Consider the following 18,581-nt stretch of genomic DNA (forward strand, 5'->3'; position numbering starts at 1 on the left):
CAAACATATGTTCCATATATTGTAACCAATACAATTTTAAATATATATTATTACCTTGATACCTATAATATTTATGTCCAGCTAACTTTGTAGGTACTACAAATTACCTAAACACTATTACACAAAAATATAGGAGGCCTACATTGAAAAACATAACCCATAATGAAGAACTAAAAAAGCTGATCTCGGTTTGCTTACGTGAAAATCCAGAGAGCATCCCAATTCAGCAGCTTTTTAAGCAATACCCAACTACAACGGCATTAATGGACGTTTCAGAACATCAGCTTGTTAATATTAGAGGAATCGGATTAAACAAAGCACGTCAATTGAACGCCATTTTGAAACTTGCAAAGATGCTAACAATACCCGTATGTGAACAAGTGAGCATTCGATCTCCAAAAGACATATTCCAGTTGCTAGAACCCGACTTCAAATTCTTAACAAAGGAACACTTTATCTGTCTCTTCTTAAACACCAAAAATAAAGTGATCTGTAAAGAAGTCATATCCATCGGCTCATTAAATGCCGCCATCGTTCATCCAAGAGAAGTATTTCATGCAGCAATTAAACATTGTAGTGCATCTATTATTTGTGCTCATAATCACCCCAGCGGAGACTCGATGCCCTCTCCACAAGACTTAAATTTAACAAAACGACTTGTAAAGGCTGGCGAAACTATTGGGATAGAGGTGCTCGATCACGTAATTATCGGAAATAACAGCTATACCAGTCTACGAGAAAAAAATCTTATGTAAAAAAATAGGGAGTTCACAACTCCCTATTCCTTGGAATTCATCTTATCTAACCGTGTAAACAATAAATCTAATACTTCATAAATCAGTTGTTGTTCATCAGAGGAACGTTCCTGCATTAGTTGCTTTACCTTATCCGTGTAATAATGCCCGTTTTTCTCCAATGCATCTGTTAACAGATAATCCACAGTTACACCTAAGCAGTTTGCTAACCTCACCAGCGTATCCAGTGTCAGCGATCTTTCCCCGCGCTCAATTTGTCCAATGTAAGCATGACTAACCTCTACTTTCTCAGCCAGCTTTTCTTGAGTTAAGTTCATCTTCAAACGCTCTTGCTTCAATCTATTTCCCAACAACTCATAATTCATATCGATCTCCTCCATATATAACACTAGCCAATATGAAGCAGAGCATTAATATACTGATAGTTTCATTTTGTTTACTAATAGTTTCATTCGATATATAATTCATTTGTGGTTCAATTGTCTTAGGTCTGATATCCATAATTTCAATAATATCTCCAAGATTAGATTGCGCCTCAAAATTCAAATGAAGGAGTGTTAAGTTTGTTAGTTGTATTCACCTTACTTTTGCTTTTCTGTTTTGCATCCTTGATAACTGGCCTCATTAAACCAGGATTAGTTTTGAAATGGGGAGATAAGAAAACTCGCGGCAAAGTTCTTGGTTATTACGGCTTAGGAATACTACTAAGTCTGATCCTTCTAGGAATTTTTTCAGATCAATCTGAGACAAAAGAAACTGCAAAGTCTTCAATTGATAAAACTAAGGATGTGTCTCAGTCTCAATCTCAATCTCAATCTCAATCTCAAATAACCTTGAACGATCCTCCTGAGAACGAACAACAAGTCGTGGGAGAAAAAGTTGTTGAAGTAAAAACCTCAGCACTACCAAAAGAAGGAACAGAAGAAGTGAATGTGTCTGAAAAAGAACCTTCATTTAAACAGGAAAGCAGTGACTTAAACTGGAACAAAAGCGAACCAGATGCACTACAGAACGGTAACGTTCAGCTAGCCGTGGACTTGGTAAAAGAAATGAGTCCTCTATCAACTGGAGAGGTAGCATACCCTATAGAGGTTGTTAAAAGTCCATGGAATTTCTATGGGAAAACACTCAGCTTTACGGGAATTGTACAAGATGTAACAGATTTCCCACCCGGAAGTGAAGATATCAGAACAGCGGACGTTCTTATACAAACTACTGACGGAACCCTTGTAGAGTTTTTCAGCACAGTATCTAGCGGAGATATTCAAACAGGCAACGAGGTTACTTTAACTGGTTTCCCTGCAGGACGTATGGAAGTCGATAATGCTCTTGGCGGTACATACACACATCTAATTATGGTTACAAACAAACTTAAATAAAGGAGAAAACAAACTATGAAATCAATCGCTATTTTACTTCTAATCGTCGGAGTCGTAGGCATTGCTTTAGGAGGAATGATGTATGGTGATATCGGCATAGCAGCTATGATTGGTTCGTCCACAGCAGTCTTGTCGGGAATTGGCTTTTTAATTCAATCCAAAAGTAAGAAAACAAATTAAACTAAGGATGATGATCATATGTATAAGAAATATATTGGTATTCTAAGCGCTGCTTTGTTTCTTAATTTCATCTTGTTGGGAACGAGTGTAACAGCCGCTACATCAGAGGTTACTACTAAACGAATTATTCTGAAATTAAATGATGCTGGAATGTTTGTAGATGATGCTGAGTATTCAACCTATATTGACCCAGTCAAATATTCTGCTCCAACTATGGTGAACAACAGGGTTCTCCTACCCATTAGTAATTTGATCAAAGAATTTGGAGGAAACACTACCTGGGACGGATCAGAAAAGAAAGTAACCATAAACCTCCATTCTAAAAAGGTAGTTCTTATCCTGGATAGCCGTAAAGCTTTTGTAGACGGAGAACAAGTTGAGCTTGATGTTGCTCCTACAACACTAGACGGAAGAACCATGGTTCCACTACGTTTTGTTAGTGATAATTTAGGATTACAGCTTATATGGGATCAAAAAAATCAAATTATAGCTCTATATCAAGGCGACTTCGAAAATGTGCCTACAGAGTATAATGATTATTTCCTTCCAATTAACTCAGATGATACGTCCAATACGCTCCCACAAGAGAATGATAACCCTAAGAAAGATTCAAGTAAGCCTGTCTCTAAACAAGGTGTTACTATTAAAATAGGGGATCGTGTCAAGTTAGGATTCTTTTACGGTGAAGTTCAAAAAATTGATAAAGGACGAATTCTTGTATATTGGGACAGTAAAGATAATCTATGGGTAAAAGATAGTGATGTTGATTACTGGGCTATGTTGGCTGGTATTAGGTATAAAGCTTCGAATTGGGTAGATGCTAGTAATTTGACTATCGATAAGTAAGCTCACTTTTGAAATGGTTAGTTCATGGTAAGGGGATGCCGTTATTTGGCATCTCCTTTTTGTTGTATAGCTCTATGAACTTGACCTCAACTCTATCTGAATTCATGAAAGGAGGTGACGAGACTTTATGAACAATACGTTTATCAATAATGTGACAAGACTAGCTTTTGCAGCAGCGGGGGCACTCACTGGAGGTAGTGCAGGAGCAGCAATTGGAACAATGATCCTCCCGGGTGCGGGTACAGCCATCGGTTACTTATTCGGAACCGGATTAGCAGGAATTAATTCCGCCAGAAAAATCACTAAATAAATGTAGAGAGGATACGAAGAGCATGAACCGAAAATGGGACTTAGTCATAACTTCTGCCATTGATGCGGTAACCAAAACATTGGATAATCGTTTCGATGTTCTGAAGACTGCCAAAGAATTAAACGATAAGTATTCTGAGATAAAGGAACCAAAAAAGAAAGAGTAAATCAGTCTATTAAAAGGGGATGGCTTAAGAAGCATCCCCTATCAAAAATGAATATCTTGCAAGTCGTACTGCTCATTTATTTTCGAGTGTAAATTTTTTAAAGAATTGAATTCCATGGATTCTGCAATAGTGACAGGATTTACTCCTATCCTATTAAGCTGATTGAGATACTTATTGAAATCCTTTACTGCTAAATTCTCACTCTTTTTGTTACTTTGCATAAACACTTGTTTTGCACTGTGAACCGTCCCGTATTCAGCTATACTTCTTATAAACATTCTTGTTCTCGTTCTATTTAATGGTCCCGAGATTTCAGAATCAATTCGTGATAATGCTTTTTCTAATTTGTAATAGTCTCCTGTCCCGATAACTTCATTATAATATTTTGTTATAAGATGGCGGCTGAAATCTGCCTTAAGAAATTTAAACAGCTGCCCTGTGCACTTCTTATACTGCACTTCCAAACGGAGTTTATTTCTCGCTTTAGAAATATCAATTTCTTCATTTAATAAGCCTTCTTTTATCTTGTTAACAAGAGTCGCATGCCGACAATAAAAATTCACAGTAATATTTGTAGAGCTTAAGTAGACATTATGTGGAGATTCGAGATATTTAAGTGTCAATTCATTCTCGCTCATAATATCTGGTATATTACTTTTTTTAAACAGGAACATATAATTAAATATATCTATATCACTTAATGAAATGTCTATTGCAGCATCAATCCTTTTAGTTTTCCATAGCAGCAACTCTGGCAGGCTAAACTTTTCAAAAACAATATTAAAGTTCTTACGTAATATTTCCACATTACTAATATGAAATAGATCAATATAATTGCCTGCATCGACTAGCAGTCTTGGTCTCAGATGAACCTCTATAGCTCTATAACCAACCAGTTTATGATGTCTTAATCTAATGGACTGCATTCCTATAGAAGATAAACAATTTGTTACATGAGCATTACGATCATCGCGATCTCTATAGAGCTTCTTTCCACTTAATTCGTAACTCAATTTATTTAACTCATTAAAAAGATTATTATATTCATCTCTGGTCAATTGATGAAATATAGATATCGTATCAAACATATAATGATATTCCCCTCTACTTATAAGAATTATGGACGCTAGAAGATACTAAGTAAGATAAGGGTATAGTTATCTTAGCAACCTTATTTTTGTGTTGTTGAAAAAATGAAAAAAGATACATGTCTGATAAACCTCAATTAAACAGTTAAGATATTCACAATGATAATCTCAGATTTACAAGAAAGAGCCCGTAAAGACATTGATAAAATAATGTCTTTACGGGCTCACATTTCACTTTCAACAGACTACTGTTAATACATCTTTAATAGTTCCAGTTTGAGTATTCCTCTTCAAGTTGACGCAAGTTATTCAAATAAGGTGAATTATCATTAATACTGATAATGCTTTCTATTATTTCAGGAATTGCTTCAGTTTTGAGTTGAAGTGCACGCCCTTTTAGTCCATTTACAACTTTTGTTACTCCCTTAGGACCAGGCAAAATTATATTAGCTTCACGCAGAGCCTTTCCTAACATTACATTCGTTATAAATTCATAATTTCGTTCTTTTTGAGAAGTTATCCTCTCCGAAACTAAATCATACGCTGTTTGCCAACTTAAGCTGAGCGTTTTGCTATCCAAATCTAATATCCCTAGTGTTTCTACGTTATACCTATAGCCAAAAGCGCGACCCTTAATTTGTATAGGCATTTCCTCGTCTTCAATAACTGCTTTTAAAACTAACAAAAACTCTTCCGTTTCTGTACTTAAGATTACTTTGTTTTGATCTTCAAGCAATTCAATGAATACTTTCCTCCCCACATCTTTAAAGTCTGCTTGCTGCTCAGGTGTAATGAATCCTTTTTCAACACCGTAAGATAAATAGAAATTATAAGAATTAATCAAATGAGCAATACTATCAATTTGACGTTGATGAGACCGTATTGATAACTTACTCTTTATTAATGCTAGATCAACAGTATATCTTTGGAGGAAATCGTTATTCATTTCTGTTGCAAGCCATTCTAAGTATCCAGCAATGCTAGTCGCGAGGAATGGTTTCGAACTATAATATTGAAATTGATTAGCTCTACTAGAATTGAAACTCTCTGATAATTTACTATTGAAAACATTATCCATTTTAACTCTAATAAGCCTAGCTGCTGAAGATTCATTTTTACTTTGATTAGCCAAGAACTTCTCCCCTGTAAACAACGCCATGCCTTCAGGATTAAAAGAAAAATTCGATGACATTTCTCTGTCCCCTATCGCTCTTATGATTTCTTCGACTTTTTCATCTACTCTGTAACTAGACTGAGTAGTTTTAGCAGTACCATAATCGTCATATATAGCAATACTATCTTTCGCGGCTATATTAGCCTTGATATCCTTTTTCATATCGTATACATGCACAATCTTCGCATGATTGAAAATTTGGGTATAAAGTTTAGAAATTGATGTCTTACCAGTACCAGATTGACCATATATCCATAATGAAAAGTTAGGCGAAACTTTTGATTTCATTAAAGGTGTAGTAATCATGGAAGTCAACAAAAAACCTAATAAAGCATGAGATAATTTTTTATCAACAAAATTCAGCATCTCTATGCTCGTTGCAAATGCTTCCTTGGTTGATACAGTTTCATCAGTTTCAATTAAACTATTTTTATCTGTTGTATACACATTACTTAAAGGTCCAAATACTCCATCACTATGCAAATAAAACCACTGAGAATCATGATAATGCCATCCCGGATTATCATATTCAATTAAGCTTTTTATGGAATGAAGAGTTGTTAAAATGAATCTTTGCACATGAATATATGCAGATTTTCTAGGCAAGTTGAAATAACCCAAAGGGATATTTTTAGCAATCCATTTATCATTACTTAATTCATTATAAAGAACTTCAAATGGAGCAAGTTTCTCTTTGATTCCACCTTGATTTATTAAGCCTATCATTTCTAATTTATGCAGATAAGGTTCTCCATTATCGGATAATTTCATCACTCGTTTAATTGGAATGACAGAAAAGTTAGCTACTATTTTACTTTCCCCTTTTTCCAAAACGCAAAATTCACCAAACTCATTCAAATCAAATTCATCTACTTTCTCCAACAACCTCTTGAAATAATTGAAAACTTCAATTTTATTTTGATTCTTATAAATCATAAAGCGCCTCCGTAATCTAATGATAATATGTAAAAAATATCGATTAATTAACATAAAATCATATTATTTCTCTTTTAATTCGGAAATTCCAATAAAACTCTTAATTGAAGTAACAAATCGTATTCCTAACTGAGACAGCTTCAAATCTACATTATATAAGAGAGTATGACAGAAAGGAATGATAAAGAAAATTCTGATGAGGAATAGTAGAATGTAATCGAAATTCTCCCAAAGTAAAAAAGCATTAAACAAGTAACAATGATGTAAAGCAGAGCAGGAGCTAACTTCCTGCTATTTTGCGTTCAGAACATTGGAGGTCTAAAAGATGCAAATGAAAGCTCATAAGGATGAAAAAACAGGAACATGGTACTTCGTAGTTAGTGCTGGAAAAGATGAAGACGGCAAACGAAGACAGATTAAAAGACGTGGCTTTAGGACTGAAAAAGAAGCCTTAAAAGAAATGAGGAAAATCCTGCAACAGGTTGATGAGAGTACTTATGTTAAGAAAAGTAATTTGAAATACGTGGACTTCCTCGAAAATGAATGGTTACCTAGTAAAGAAGTTACCCTCAGGCCTGTAACCTATAGAACTTATAAATCCAATATTTTGAATCACATTAATCCTTATTTTAATAACCAGGAAATGGAACGAATTACCACGGTTGCAATAGAGAAGTTTTATGTACATTTATTGAAACAGACTGGCCTCTCAGAACGTTCTATTCAAGACATTCAAAAAATCATTAAAAGTTCCTTCATAACCGCAGTAAAGCGAAAATATATAGCTTATAACCCCGCAGTGGATGCAGGAGCACCAAAAGTCCCTCACAAAGAAATGAACGTATGGAACCTCGATGAAGTGACTAAATTCTTGAAATCTGCACAAGAAGATAAGCTTTACATCGCGTTCCTGCTTGCTTTAACGACAGGAATGCGCCAATCTGAAATACTTGCACTCCGATGGAAAGACATAGACTTTGATGAGGGTATTTTACGAGTCCGACAGACACTAAGCCACGATGGTAAAGTTTTAATTCAGGCCACAAAAACTAAATCAAGTTCAAGAACGATTACGTTGGTATCACGATTGATACATGAACTGAAAAAGCAACAGAGAATCAATAAGAAGGAAAAGATTGCAGCTAATTTTGATTACGAAGACAACGACTTGGTCATTTGTACAAGTTCAGGGAAACCACTTAACCCCCGCAACTTGCTCCGCAGCTTTTATCGACTCATATTTAAAGCAGATGTTCCCGCGATTCGTTTCCATGATCTCAGGCACACTGTCGCCTCCCTCATGCTTGCCCGGAACATTAACCCTAAAATTGTAAAAGAAATCCTCGGACATTCAGACATAAGAGTAACGTTGGATACGTACTCTCATGTCTTACCTATCGTCCATAAACAGACCGCTTCGCAATATGGGGAAATGTTATTCGGTTCTGAATAATAGTTCGCAACATGTTTCCGTAACTCTGGACAATATTATGCGCTACATTGGAGTCACTGAATCAAAAAAACAAAAAAAAAATCTTCACTGTGACCATTCGTGTGACCACAACCGTAAAAGCAAATCAATTTCTCATAGCAAAAACCCGCCAAACACTCGGAATTCCTTGTGTTTAGCGGGTTCTTTAGTTATGGAGCCTAGGGGGATCGAACCCCTGACCTCATCGCTGCCAGCGATGCGCTCTCCCAGCTGAGCTAAGGCCCCAGAATATATGAATGTAACATGTCCAACTCTGCAAAGCTCCGCAGGCGACTCCTATATCATATAAAATACAGCTTTTGCTGTCAACAACTTTTTCTTGAAGCTAAAGTGATTGGAGAAGAACAACCTTTTTACTGGAACACACAGATGGTAACCCCAGAATGCTCTTCCCCTTTTACCCGTTTCACTAATCCTCGTTATCGTCTTTGGACAATAAAGATTTCAGTTCTTTCATGAACATATTGATGTCTTTGAATTGACGGTATACCGAAGCAAAGCGCACATAGGCTACTTCATCCACTGGAAACAGCTGTTCCATCAGCAGTTCGCCAATCTGACGGCTCTCTACTTCTGCATCGGCTGTATTTCGCAGAGACTTCTCTACCTCAGATACCATCATTTCCAGTGTCTCCACAGAGACCGGACGTTTCTCACAAGCCCGAATCAGGCCACGGAGAATCTTGTCCCGGCTAAATTCCTCACGACTGCCATCTTTCTTGATGACGATCAGCGGTGTTTCTTCCACCATTTCAAAAGTTGTAAATCGACGGCTACATTGCTCACACTCACGACGACGACGAATCGATTTCGATTCATTGGCCGGCCTTGAATCAAGCACCTTTGTGCCCAGGTAGGCGCAATAAGGACATTTCAAATCAGATCACTTCCCATGTTTTACTTTTTACCAGAAATTGCCTGCATGCATTTAGTTATGAAAATCGTATTGCCGACACATAATACTTTTACCAACCGCGAGGAGGTGAACAGCAATGGCACAAAGCAATGGTAACTCCAACAACCTGGTGGTAACTAAAGCTTCCGCAGCTCTCGAACAACTGAAATATGAAGTTGCTCAAGAACTCGGAATCAGCATCCCACAAGACGGATACCAAGGTAACATGACTTCTTACGAGAACGGTTCGATCGGTGGATACATCACGAAGCGTCTGGTAACAATTGCAGAACAGCAATTGGCAGGTCAATACCAATAATATCTGCATCGTAATACGGTACACAGAGGAGCATGGAGCGGCCGGTGAATAACCGGCCTGCTCGGTGCTTCTACTTATTTTAGACTATGAATCCAGAGTATCTCATCTTAGAACGTATTATAGATCTTTACATACTGATTATAATAATAAATGACGCGTTGTACATAGTGCCGGGTTTCTCCAAACGGAATATCTTTGACCGCCTCGAACGAACCGTCCCATACGCCATCCCTTAACCATGAGTTCACTTTACCTGGACCTGCATTGTAAGCAGCAATCATAGCCGCTTCATTCCCGTCAAATTGATCTGACAGATTACGTAGATACCAGGTGCCCAGCTGGATATTCCTTTCAGGCTCGTGCTTCAATTCTTCCAATGAGGTGCCCGGAATTTTGGCTTGCTCCATAATCCAGTTCGCGGTGTCAGGCATCAGCTGCATCAATCCGATGGCACCTCTCTTGGATTCCTTGCTTGTCTTAAAATTGGTCTCCACCTTGATGATGGAAGCGATGAGAAACGGATCAACCTCATAACTCAGAGACTGGGCCCGAATCTCTTCCTTATAATGAATCGGATAGAACCATGACATCCAATTGGTATTCAGGAACAGCACCAATACAAAAGACACAAACATCAACAACAGTACCCGTTTCTTACGCAGCAATCTCATATTATGCCCTTACGATGCAAAAATGAAATGAGTTGCTGCTCCGTCTCTGACCACAAGCCGCTGTTATTGATAACCACGTCAGCACGCTGCTTCTTATCTTCAATATCCATCTGCACGTCTATACGGGCATCTGCCTGTTCCGCCGTCATTCCATCCCGGCTCATCAGTCGTTCCCGCTGCACAGACCTCGGAACATATACAACCATCACTTCTTCGAAGCCATCCTCCAGCCCTGACTCGTACAACAATGGAATATCCGATACGACCAGCTTCTCCGGATGTTCAAGCTCATACAGAGCAGCGCGCTCGCGCATCTCCTTGCGGATCGCTGGATGTGTAATAGCCTCAAGTGCCTTACGTTCCTCTGGATTCTGAAAAACAATACTGCCAAGCTTTTTCCGATCCAGTGTTCCGTCCTCATTCAATATGGCTTGTCCGAACCGCTGAACAGCCGCAGCCAAAACGGGATGCCCGGGCAGCATTACTTCCCGGGCAATAACATCTGCATCAATGAGCAACGCTCCCTTACTGGCGAGAAAGGCGGACACGCTGCTTTTGCCTGTCGCGATCCCGCCGGTTAAGCCAATATTCATTATTTCACCTCACAACAACTTCATTATTCCCATAAACATTAATAAAAGCGCAGGTAACACAGATAATCTTCGCATCCAACGCAGAGCAGCAAAGCGTAATCCAACCTTCATGCCCAGTGACAGAAATGCCCCGCTAAACAACGCAATAACTAATGCTGTCCACAAAGTCGGGAATCCCAATAATGCTGCCCCTAATCCTGCACCAAAAGCATCCAGAGAAAGGGCTATACCCAGCCACATCGCTTCTTGGACGGATATACTGCCCGAGTTATCCATATCCGCCTTCGAGGGACTACGCAGGATCTGAATAACCACACCCAGCTTCCGCAGCTCAAGTGTAAAGACCATTCGTTCCAGAGATCCTCCAGAAGCAGATGGCTCAAGCTCAAGCGCGAGCACCTGATTCCTGCCCTTCGACTGAGCTTCTGGTGAGGCTTGCGTACTACTGCGGATTGTTCCTGCTCCTGTTCCCTCACCCACTCCATTGTCCGTTTCCAGCTGTTCCTTGCCCCGTTTTCGAATGAGTTGCAGCAACGACCATGCGCCAATACCGATCAGAATAACCGCTCCAACAATTGAAGCTACGTCCGGAGATACGACATGAGACAGCAGCACACCTACTTGCATCGATAATGCAATAACCAGACCCGAACAGATGGAAATGACGACAATGGATAACAGCGGAATTTTAGTTCTCCGCAGCCCATATGTAATCCCGACTCCAAAACCATCTAAACTAAGCGCCAAAGCAAGCGCCAGTAATGAAATAAAATGATGCAGCACCCCGGATTCCTCCCCTGTGCGGAACTCGTTCCAACTGGCGGCAGCCAGTATGGGTATACGCCCGCTTATTTCTGCCATATCAGTATATGGAGGGAGGAATCCAAGGGTGCTACAATTTGACGATTTCGTTCATGCTGCCAAACCCATCAACGATTTAGAGCAGCGGTTGACAATTCGGACAGTAGTGCGTGCCCCTACCGCCTACTACACTCTTCTCGATTAATGTGCCACACGTTGCACAGGGCTCAGACTTGCGTCCATATATTTTCAACTGATGCTGGAACATTCCCATCTCGCCCTGTCCATTGACATAGGACTTAATGGAGGAACCACCTGCATCCACCGCATCCTGCAGCGTAACCACGATCGCTTCATGCAGCACGGTTAACTGGGCTTCGGTCAATGTCTTGGCAATGGTCTCGGGATGAATGCCTGCGCGAAATAGAGCCTCGTCCACATAAATATTCCCGATGCCAACCACATATGCCTGATTTAACAACACGGCTTTGATTTTGGTCGTGCGTTTGCCAACAGCATCACGAAATGCAGCTACGGTAAACGCAGGATCAAGCGGCTCCAGCCCCAGCTTTAACAAAGGTTTGGATACCAGTTCCTCCCCTGCATTAAAGAGATGCATTGTACCGAATTGACGGACATCCTTGTAACGCAATTCTGTACCATCGGTAAAGTGAAAGATAACATGGGTATGCTTCTCCACTTCCTCATGCTGTTGGTACACCCCGTACCTGCCTTCCATCCGCAGATGGGAGACAAGCACCAGCCCGTCCAGCAAAATACGCAAAAACTTGCCTCTGCGCTCCACACCGATCACGGTATGTCCCTTAAGTTCCATTGCAAATGCATCTATGTCGTCCGGCCGCTGAATAATCCGCGGCAAGCTAACGGTAACGGAGTCAATGGTCTTGCCAACAACAAGTTGATTCAATGTTCTTCTGACTGTTTCGACTTCCGGTAATTCCGGCATGATGTTCTCACCTCCCCTATATTATAACGGAAGATGGCTCTCAGCGGGACCCCCTGTTGTGTCGAAAACAGTTGAAAAATATTTTGTAAAATAACGAAAAACCCGTTTGGTATCTATTATTTAGCCTCGTACCAGTTTTCTCCATAGCTAACTTCCGCTTTTAGCGGTACCGACAGCTCCAATGCTTTTTCCATCACCGAAGGAACCAGCTCTTTCATCAGTTCCAACTCGTCCGCAGGCACTTCGAATACAAGTTCATCGTGCACCTGTAACAGCATACGGCTCTTCAACTTGCGTTCACGCAGTGCTTCATCCATCTGTACCATGGCAAGCTTGATGATATCTGCCGCAGTTCCCTGGATCGGTGTATTCATCGCTGTCCGTTCCGCGAAGGAACGCAGATTAAAGTTGCTTGCATTGATTTCTGGCAGATAACGACGGCGTTCCAGCAATGTTTTGACATAACCATCCTGACGGGCTTCCTTCACAATATCATCCATATATCGGCGAACACCCTGGAATACTTCGAAGTATTGATCAATGAACTGTGCCGCCTCCTTACGCGTGATGTGCAGGTTCTGCGAAAGGCCGTAATCGCTGATGCCATATACAATCCCGAAGTTAACCGCCTTGGCAGAACGACGCATGTCTCCATCCACCTCTTCTGGCTTCACACCAAACACATCTGAGGCCGTCTTCGTATGGATATCCATGTCCTGGACAAAAGCTTCCTTCAGCCGCTCATCATCTGAAATATGTGCAAGGACGCGCAGTTCAATCTGCGAATAGTCTGCTGCCAAAATGGACCAGCCCGGCTCGGAAGGAACAAATACCTTCCTGATTTTACGACCTTCCTCCATCCGAATCGGAATGTTCTGCAAGTTCGGGAACTGGCTGCTCAGACGTCCAGTAGCCGCGATCGTCTGACGGTAATACGTATGCACCTTGCCATCCTTATTTGAAATCTCTTTGAGCAGTCCTTCTACATATGTGGACTGCAACTTGGCAAGTTGACGATATTGCAGAATATGCTTGACCACATCATTATAGGGTGCCAGCTTTTCTAATACTTCGGCATCCGTAGAGTATCCTGTTTTTGTTTTCTTCACTACAGGCAGACCGAGTTTATCGAATAAAATCTCACCCAGCTGCTTCGGTGAATTCAGATTGAATTCCGTGCCGGAAAGCTTGTAGATTTCCGCCATCAACCTGCTGATATTTTCTTCGAACTCACTACCCAATGCCTGCAAATCTGCCGTATTAGCCTTAATGCCCTGTTTCTCCATATCTGCAAGAATACGTGACAACGGCATCTCCAGTTCATGGAAAAGAGCGTTCATCTCATTGCTCTCCAGCGCCTGCTCCTGGAGTGGAATAATGGCTGCTACTGCCGCCGCTTTGCGACACAGAAAATCGCCCAGTATATCCGCCTCAGGCACCCTGTATTTTGCACCTTTGCCCATAACCGTATCGTCCTCCACAAGGGAAGGCAGACCATACTTCGTGGTCAGGCCACTTATCGTCTGATTTGATTCGGTCGGATCAAGCAAATAGGCAGCCAGCTGCACATCAAAGGACGCTCCAGCAAACTCAATTCCATGCGCATGCAGTGCCAGATCAACACGATGCAGATCATAACCGCGCTTGGGTTGTTCTGTATTGCCAAGCCATTCTCGTACTGGGGCAGCTACATCAGACTGAAGCAATTCGGGAGACAGGAATGTATAGGTTCCGGCTGAACCAACAGCAAGTCCAATTAGTTTCGCCTGATGGGGGTTATCACCATGTGTCTCCACATGCAGCACATCAATGGATTCGAGTGAGCCGAATAGTTCACTAATCGTTTCTTCTGTTGCAATGGAGGATTCTACCGCGGCAGCTGGAACGGCTTCCTGTTCAGAAACTACACTTGCGCGGAATGACAGGCGTTCAAGCAAAGACTTGAATTCTAGCTTGGCCAAAGCTGGGCCTGCCAGCTCCTCTTTTAACCCGGCGAACTGCATATCTTCCCAAGTTTGTTCCAATGGAACTTCACGGTGGATCGTGGCAAGCTGCTTGCTCATACGTGCGTCTTCGGCGTGAGCCTCAATCTTTTCTTTCATTTTGCCCTTTAGCTCACCTGTGCCGTTAAGAACTTCCTCAACCGAACCGAACTGGTGCAGCAGCTTCAGAGCCGTTTTCTCTCCAACACCAGGAATGCCCGGAATATTGTCGGACGCATCGCCCATCAGACCTTTGAGGTCAATGATTTGCAGCGGGGTCAGACCATAGCGCTCCTTAATCTGAGCGGGATCGTATAACTCAATCTCGGTTACCCCTTTGCGCGTAAGCCCGATATGCACATGCTCAGAGGCAAGCTGCAGCATATCTTTGTCACCTGACACAACGAGAACCTGTCTTCCGGCTTCATCCGCACGTTTCGTTAATGTTCCGATAATGTCATCTGCTTCGAATCCTGCAAGCTCAAACTGGGCAATCCCGAAGCCCTGAAGCAGCTCCTTCAACAGCGGAAATTGCTCAGACAACTCCGGTGGTGTTTTCTCCCGACCACCCTTATACTCCTGGTAACCTTCGTGTCGGAACGTAACTTTGCCTGCATCAAATGCCACCATCACATGTGTCGGTTTATGCTCTTCCAGCAAGCGCAGCAGCATCGTGGTGAAGCCGTACACCGCATTGGTGTGCAAGCCTTTCGAGTTAGTTAGCGGTGGCATTGCAAAAAACGCCCTGTAAATAATGCTATTTCCATCTATAAGAATAAACTTGTCCATTCCAGCACCTCGCGTATCGTATGGTCAATCCTTCAATCACATCTACTCTCATGATACCATACACACCTGTTACAACAAAAAAATTAGTCATCTTTATAGGCCATGATCTGGCCTGCAAAAAAAGGAACTCCCTCCGCGGATGACCTGTTCACAGGCCGCCCGAGAGAAAGTCCCTTCATTTCGCTACGAATAATACCCCAATTCCACTAAAAACGGTTACCTATTGATTCAAATCAGGGCGTTTTCCTGTTACCAGATACACCGTGCTCTCACCAATGTTTGTTGCGTGGTCACCAATCCGTTCGATATAACGTCCTACCAACATCAAGAGCATCGCTTGGGAAGCCTTATTTGGATGGTCTGTCATAAACGAGTAGAGGTCACTGATCATATGACTGTACAATTGGTCAACCTGATCATCGGTCTGAGCCATTTTGTAGGCCAGATCCGTATTTTCTTTCAGGAAGGATTCAATGGATTCCTCAATCATGGACTTCACGATTTCCGCCATTCTTGGAATATCCACAAGCGGTTTAATGAGCTCCTGCCCATCCATACGAAGGGTCACTTTGGCCACATCCAGCGCAAGGTCACCCATACGCTCCAAGTCACTTGAGATTTTGAAGGCAACAATAATGCGTCGCAAATCCTTCGCTACCGGCTGTTGTGTAATGATGAGCTTGGAACCCAGTTCCATAATCTTGTCTTCCAGGGCATTCAGATTCGCATCATTCTTGATGATGACCTGAGCTTTCTCGGCATCCATCGTCTGTAAACTTTCAATAGCACCATCCAACGCTGTGCCAACATGCTCACCCATTTGCCGAAGCAGTGTGCGCAGTTCCTCAAGCTCCTGATCAAATTCTCTTCTGCGAATCATAGATTCCATGTCCTCCTTATCCATCATCTCCGGACACGCCGGGATCGTTCGAACTCAGCTAGCTTATCCGAACCGTCCGGATATATAATCCTCGGTTCTGGAATCTTGCGGTGTGGAGAACAACGTTTCTGTATCCGCTGCCTCCACCACTTCTCCGTTCAGGAAAAATACCGTACGACCCGATACACGAGCAGCTTGGTGCATGTTGTGGGTTACCATTACAATTGTGTATTTGTGGTGCAATTCCTTGACCAGTTCCTCAATTTTGAGCGTTGAGATTGGATCAAGTGCAGACGTTGCTTCATCCATCAACAGTACGTCAGGCTGCACGGCCAGAGCACGTGCAATACAGAGGCGCTGTTGTTGTCCACCAGAGAGACTGAGTGCCGATTTTTTGAGCACATCCTTTACTTCATCCCACAGTGCAGCATGAACAAGACTCTGCTCAACCAAACGATCCAGTTCGGCTTTTTGCGTCACCCCGTGAAGTCGTGGTCCGTAGGCCACGTTATCGTAGATCGATTTTGGAAAAGGGTTAGGCTGCTGAAATACCATTCCGACCCGCTTGCGCAGCGTCTCTACTTCAATCTCATTACTATAAATGTCGGAACCGTCCAACATAACTTGTCCTTCCACACGTACGCCTGGAATCATGTCATTCATCCGATTCAATGTACGAAGCAAGGTCGATTTACCACAGCCCGACGGACCGATAAACGCGGTAACTGTCTTCTCCGGCAGGTCCATCGATATATTTTTAAGCGCGTGATGCGTATCATAGTATAAATTAAGTCCTTCAATGTGAATGAGGTCCTTCATGGATGTTCACTTCTCCTTCGCGGCAGGGACAACCAGATTCCCTTACGTAGACCGATGCCAATGATTGAACTTGGCTCTCGGTCATCTATAATATCCTACCCTCTCATTGTAAAAACAGTATCACTTTCATGTTAACGGAATGTAAAAAGAGACATCTTTCACACCCACGACCCTCCTATCCGATCATTGTGTATGAATGATGTCCATCCTACCTTCATTTAGTCATCCGCCTGGACCATATCTTCCAGTCTCTCCCGAATGTGGTCTGCCAATTCACCAGCCGTTTTGCCTTCCATCGCAATATCCTCTGCGATATGGGACAGGCCCGCTACAGCCGTGTTCAGCTGTGTGAATGCAGCCCCTCCTTCGTTTACATGAACGGAGCTGCTGTTGATCTCTGCTGCGCTTGCTCTCACCAATTCTACCGTCTGCTTGGTCAAACCTCCGATATCATCCAACAAAGAGGACATCGTTCCCGCAACCTCACGGGTCTGTTTGGCCAGGGCGCGAATCTCACCAGCAACAACCTGGAACCCTCGTCCGTACTCCCCGGCATGTGCCGCTTCAATGGAAGCATTCATAGCCAGCAGGCCGCTTTGGTCAGCCAATGAACGAATGGAACGTGCCATCCCTGAACCCATATCGATGGAGCGAAGCATGTCATCCGCATGCTTCTGCTGACCCTCCATATGCTGATATACACGGTTATAGGAAGCATCAACCTGACTGAGACTGCTCGCTCCCCGTCCGGACAACTGCATGATCTGAGACGCTTCTTCCCCCGTTTTTCGAGCTGCTTGAACGAGTTTGGTGACGGAGTCGTTGATTCTCGTTATTTCCTGTCTGCTCTGTGTAATAATATGTACACGTTCTTCCGAAGCCACATGCTGCAGTTTACGGGAAAGGGACATAACATCCCTCATTGTCAACACACCCAGCAATCGGTCTTCTTCTGTAACGATCAAACAATCGTAGAAATATTGCTCACTGCGTGCAAGAGCGATGTCAATAATCGCGGTCGCTTCTGCATGCACATCGACAATAACAGGAGAAGAGTCCGCTGCGTGTACAACCGGCTTCCGATAAAAGAGATCTGCCGCGAAGCGTCCATTCAACATTCGGTATAAAGTCTCTCGCATCAACAAACCTAATGGCTGCATGTGATCATCACATAATACAATACACGGATATTCCTGATCCTGATTGAGAAGACTTGCCGCTTCCCCGCAGGTAGTGTGAACGTCAACTACAGGTATTTGACGGCAATAGTCCCGTAATGAGATTACATTCTCTTTGGTGACCCCAATTTCATCTTCATCTTTTTGTTCTCCCATGGGAGCTACAACTTGTTCCTGTTGCGTATTTATCATTTCTTCGGGCTGGTCGGGCTTCACTTCGAGCAACATGGGCATAAATGCGCAATCTCCTTTACGTATGAGCTCCGTCCTGAGGTGGGATTTATAGGTATAAAGTATCACTCAGACAGCTTCATCCTACTCCCTATACGTAAAGGAAAATAATTGTTTATGTTAACGGAAT

At 42.3% G+C, this 18,581-nt stretch carries 20 protein-coding genes and 1 tRNA gene; 8 read left to right on the forward strand and 13 right to left on the reverse strand.

Features of this window, described 5'->3' with window-relative positions; translation table 11 throughout:
- Positions 1-143: 143 nt before the first annotated feature.
- Positions 144-755 carry a RadC family protein gene (gene radC / locus gpAD87_RS16740; protein ID WP_064639278.1) on the forward strand — a complete coding sequence of 204 codons (612 nt, stop codon included), beginning with the start codon at positions 144-146 and terminating at the stop codon, positions 753-755.
- Positions 756-778: 23 nt separating this feature from the next.
- On the opposite strand, the gene gpAD87_RS16745 is transcribed toward radC, so the two are convergent.
- Complete coding sequence (locus gpAD87_RS16745; RefSeq protein ID WP_064639279.1) at positions 779-1,120, reverse strand: helix-turn-helix domain-containing protein; 342 nt, start codon at positions 1,118-1,120, stop codon at positions 779-781.
- Positions 1,121-1,318: 198 nt separating this feature from the next.
- Here gpAD87_RS16745 and gpAD87_RS16750 point away from each other — a divergent pair, with 198 nt between their 5' ends.
- The 5 genes from gpAD87_RS16750 to gpAD87_RS32195 all read left to right on the forward strand — a co-directional run bounded on the left by gpAD87_RS16750 (position 1,319) and on the right by gpAD87_RS32195 (position 3,636).
- Entirely contained in the window at positions 1,319-2,134 is an 816-nt protein-coding gene (locus tag gpAD87_RS16750) for a hypothetical protein (protein WP_064639281.1), read from the forward strand.
- 15 nt (positions 2,135-2,149) lie between these two features.
- Positions 2,150-2,314: a hypothetical protein gene (locus gpAD87_RS32190; RefSeq protein ID WP_197521428.1), complete on the forward strand. Its 165-nt coding sequence runs from the start codon at positions 2,150-2,152 to the stop codon at positions 2,312-2,314.
- Positions 2,315-2,332: 18 nt separating this feature from the next.
- Complete coding sequence (locus tag gpAD87_RS16755) at positions 2,333-3,160, forward strand: stalk domain-containing protein (RefSeq protein ID WP_064639283.1); 828 nt, start codon at positions 2,333-2,335, stop codon at positions 3,158-3,160.
- A gap of 127 nt (positions 3,161-3,287) precedes the next feature.
- A complete protein-coding gene (locus gpAD87_RS16760) occupies positions 3,288-3,470 on the forward strand; it encodes a hypothetical protein (protein ID WP_064639285.1) in 183 nt (60 codons plus the stop codon).
- Positions 3,471-3,492: 22 nt separating this feature from the next.
- Entirely contained in the window at positions 3,493-3,636 is a 144-nt protein-coding gene (locus gpAD87_RS32195; RefSeq protein WP_197521429.1) for a hypothetical protein, read from the forward strand.
- Between the two features lie 41 nt (positions 3,637-3,677).
- Here gpAD87_RS32195 and gpAD87_RS16765 read toward each other — a convergent pair whose 3' ends face one another.
- Both gpAD87_RS16765 and gpAD87_RS16770 read right to left on the reverse strand, forming a co-directional pair.
- A complete protein-coding gene (locus gpAD87_RS16765; protein WP_064639287.1) occupies positions 3,678-4,724 on the reverse strand; it encodes a hypothetical protein in 1,047 nt (348 codons plus the stop codon).
- Between the two features lie 262 nt (positions 4,725-4,986).
- Positions 4,987-6,834, reverse strand: a complete 1,848-nt coding sequence (locus tag gpAD87_RS16770) for a hypothetical protein (protein WP_064639289.1) — start codon at positions 6,832-6,834, stop codon at positions 4,987-4,989.
- A 325-nt stretch (positions 6,835-7,159) separates the two neighbouring features.
- Here gpAD87_RS16770 and gpAD87_RS16775 point away from each other — a divergent pair, with 325 nt between their 5' ends.
- Positions 7,160-8,287, forward strand: a complete 1,128-nt coding sequence (locus gpAD87_RS16775; RefSeq protein WP_064639290.1) for a site-specific integrase — start codon at positions 7,160-7,162, stop codon at positions 8,285-8,287.
- A 191-nt stretch (positions 8,288-8,478) separates the two neighbouring features.
- Here the strand turns inward: gpAD87_RS16775 and gpAD87_RS16780 are convergent.
- Both gpAD87_RS16780 and nrdR read right to left on the reverse strand, forming a co-directional pair.
- Positions 8,479-8,551: transfer RNA gene (locus tag gpAD87_RS16780), tRNA-Ala, on the reverse strand.
- A 184-nt stretch (positions 8,552-8,735) separates the two neighbouring features.
- The gene (gene nrdR, locus gpAD87_RS16785) at positions 8,736-9,203 is read right to left on the reverse strand and encodes a transcriptional regulator NrdR (protein WP_064639292.1); all 468 of its coding nucleotides are present in this window, start codon (positions 9,201-9,203) and stop codon (positions 8,736-8,738) included.
- A 115-nt stretch (positions 9,204-9,318) separates the two neighbouring features.
- On the opposite strand from nrdR, the gene gpAD87_RS16790 reads away from it, so the two are divergent.
- Positions 9,319-9,540 (forward strand): alpha/beta-type small acid-soluble spore protein, encoded by a 222-nt coding sequence (locus gpAD87_RS16790; protein ID WP_053783555.1) that lies wholly within the window; start codon positions 9,319-9,321, stop codon positions 9,538-9,540.
- Positions 9,541-9,647: 107 nt separating this feature from the next.
- Here the strand turns inward: gpAD87_RS16790 and gpAD87_RS16795 are convergent, their stop codons facing one another.
- From gpAD87_RS16795 to gpAD87_RS16830, 8 genes are all read right to left on the reverse strand, one after another.
- Positions 9,648-10,211 carry a lytic transglycosylase domain-containing protein gene (locus gpAD87_RS16795; RefSeq protein WP_064639294.1) on the reverse strand — a complete coding sequence of 188 codons (564 nt, stop codon included), beginning with the start codon at positions 10,209-10,211 and terminating at the stop codon, positions 9,648-9,650.
- Entirely contained in the window at positions 10,208-10,804 is a 597-nt protein-coding gene (gene coaE, locus gpAD87_RS16800) for a dephospho-CoA kinase (RefSeq protein WP_064639296.1), read from the reverse strand. The genes gpAD87_RS16795 and coaE overlap by 4 nt, the downstream gene beginning before the upstream one ends.
- A gap of 9 nt (positions 10,805-10,813) precedes the next feature.
- Positions 10,814-11,587 (reverse strand): manganese efflux pump, encoded by a 774-nt coding sequence (locus gpAD87_RS16805; RefSeq protein WP_064639298.1) that lies wholly within the window; start codon positions 11,585-11,587, stop codon positions 10,814-10,816.
- Between the two features lie 154 nt (positions 11,588-11,741).
- On the reverse strand, positions 11,742-12,572 hold the full coding sequence (gene mutM / locus gpAD87_RS16810) for a DNA-formamidopyrimidine glycosylase (protein WP_064639300.1): 831 nt from the start codon (positions 12,570-12,572) through the stop codon (positions 11,742-11,744).
- Between the two features lie 116 nt (positions 12,573-12,688).
- Positions 12,689-15,343: a DNA polymerase I gene (polA, locus tag gpAD87_RS16815; RefSeq protein WP_064639302.1), complete on the reverse strand. Its 2,655-nt coding sequence runs from the start codon at positions 15,341-15,343 to the stop codon at positions 12,689-12,691.
- A gap of 220 nt (positions 15,344-15,563) precedes the next feature.
- Positions 15,564-16,223, reverse strand: a complete 660-nt coding sequence (phoU, locus tag gpAD87_RS16820; RefSeq protein WP_063568102.1) for a phosphate signaling complex protein PhoU — start codon at positions 16,221-16,223, stop codon at positions 15,564-15,566.
- Between the two features lie 63 nt (positions 16,224-16,286).
- Positions 16,287-17,042 carry a phosphate ABC transporter ATP-binding protein PstB gene (gene pstB / locus gpAD87_RS16825; RefSeq protein ID WP_063568101.1) on the reverse strand — a complete coding sequence of 252 codons (756 nt, stop codon included), beginning with the start codon at positions 17,040-17,042 and terminating at the stop codon, positions 16,287-16,289.
- Between the two features lie 218 nt (positions 17,043-17,260).
- Positions 17,261-18,454, reverse strand: coding sequence for a methyl-accepting chemotaxis protein (locus tag gpAD87_RS16830; RefSeq protein WP_064639304.1), 1,194 nt, complete (start codon positions 18,452-18,454; stop codon positions 17,261-17,263).
- Positions 18,455-18,581 lie beyond the last annotated feature (127 nt).

It is taken from the genome of Paenibacillus sp. AD87, assembly GCF_001659845.1.
Lineage (GTDB): Bacteria > Bacillota > Bacilli > Paenibacillales > Paenibacillaceae > Paenibacillus > Paenibacillus marchantiae.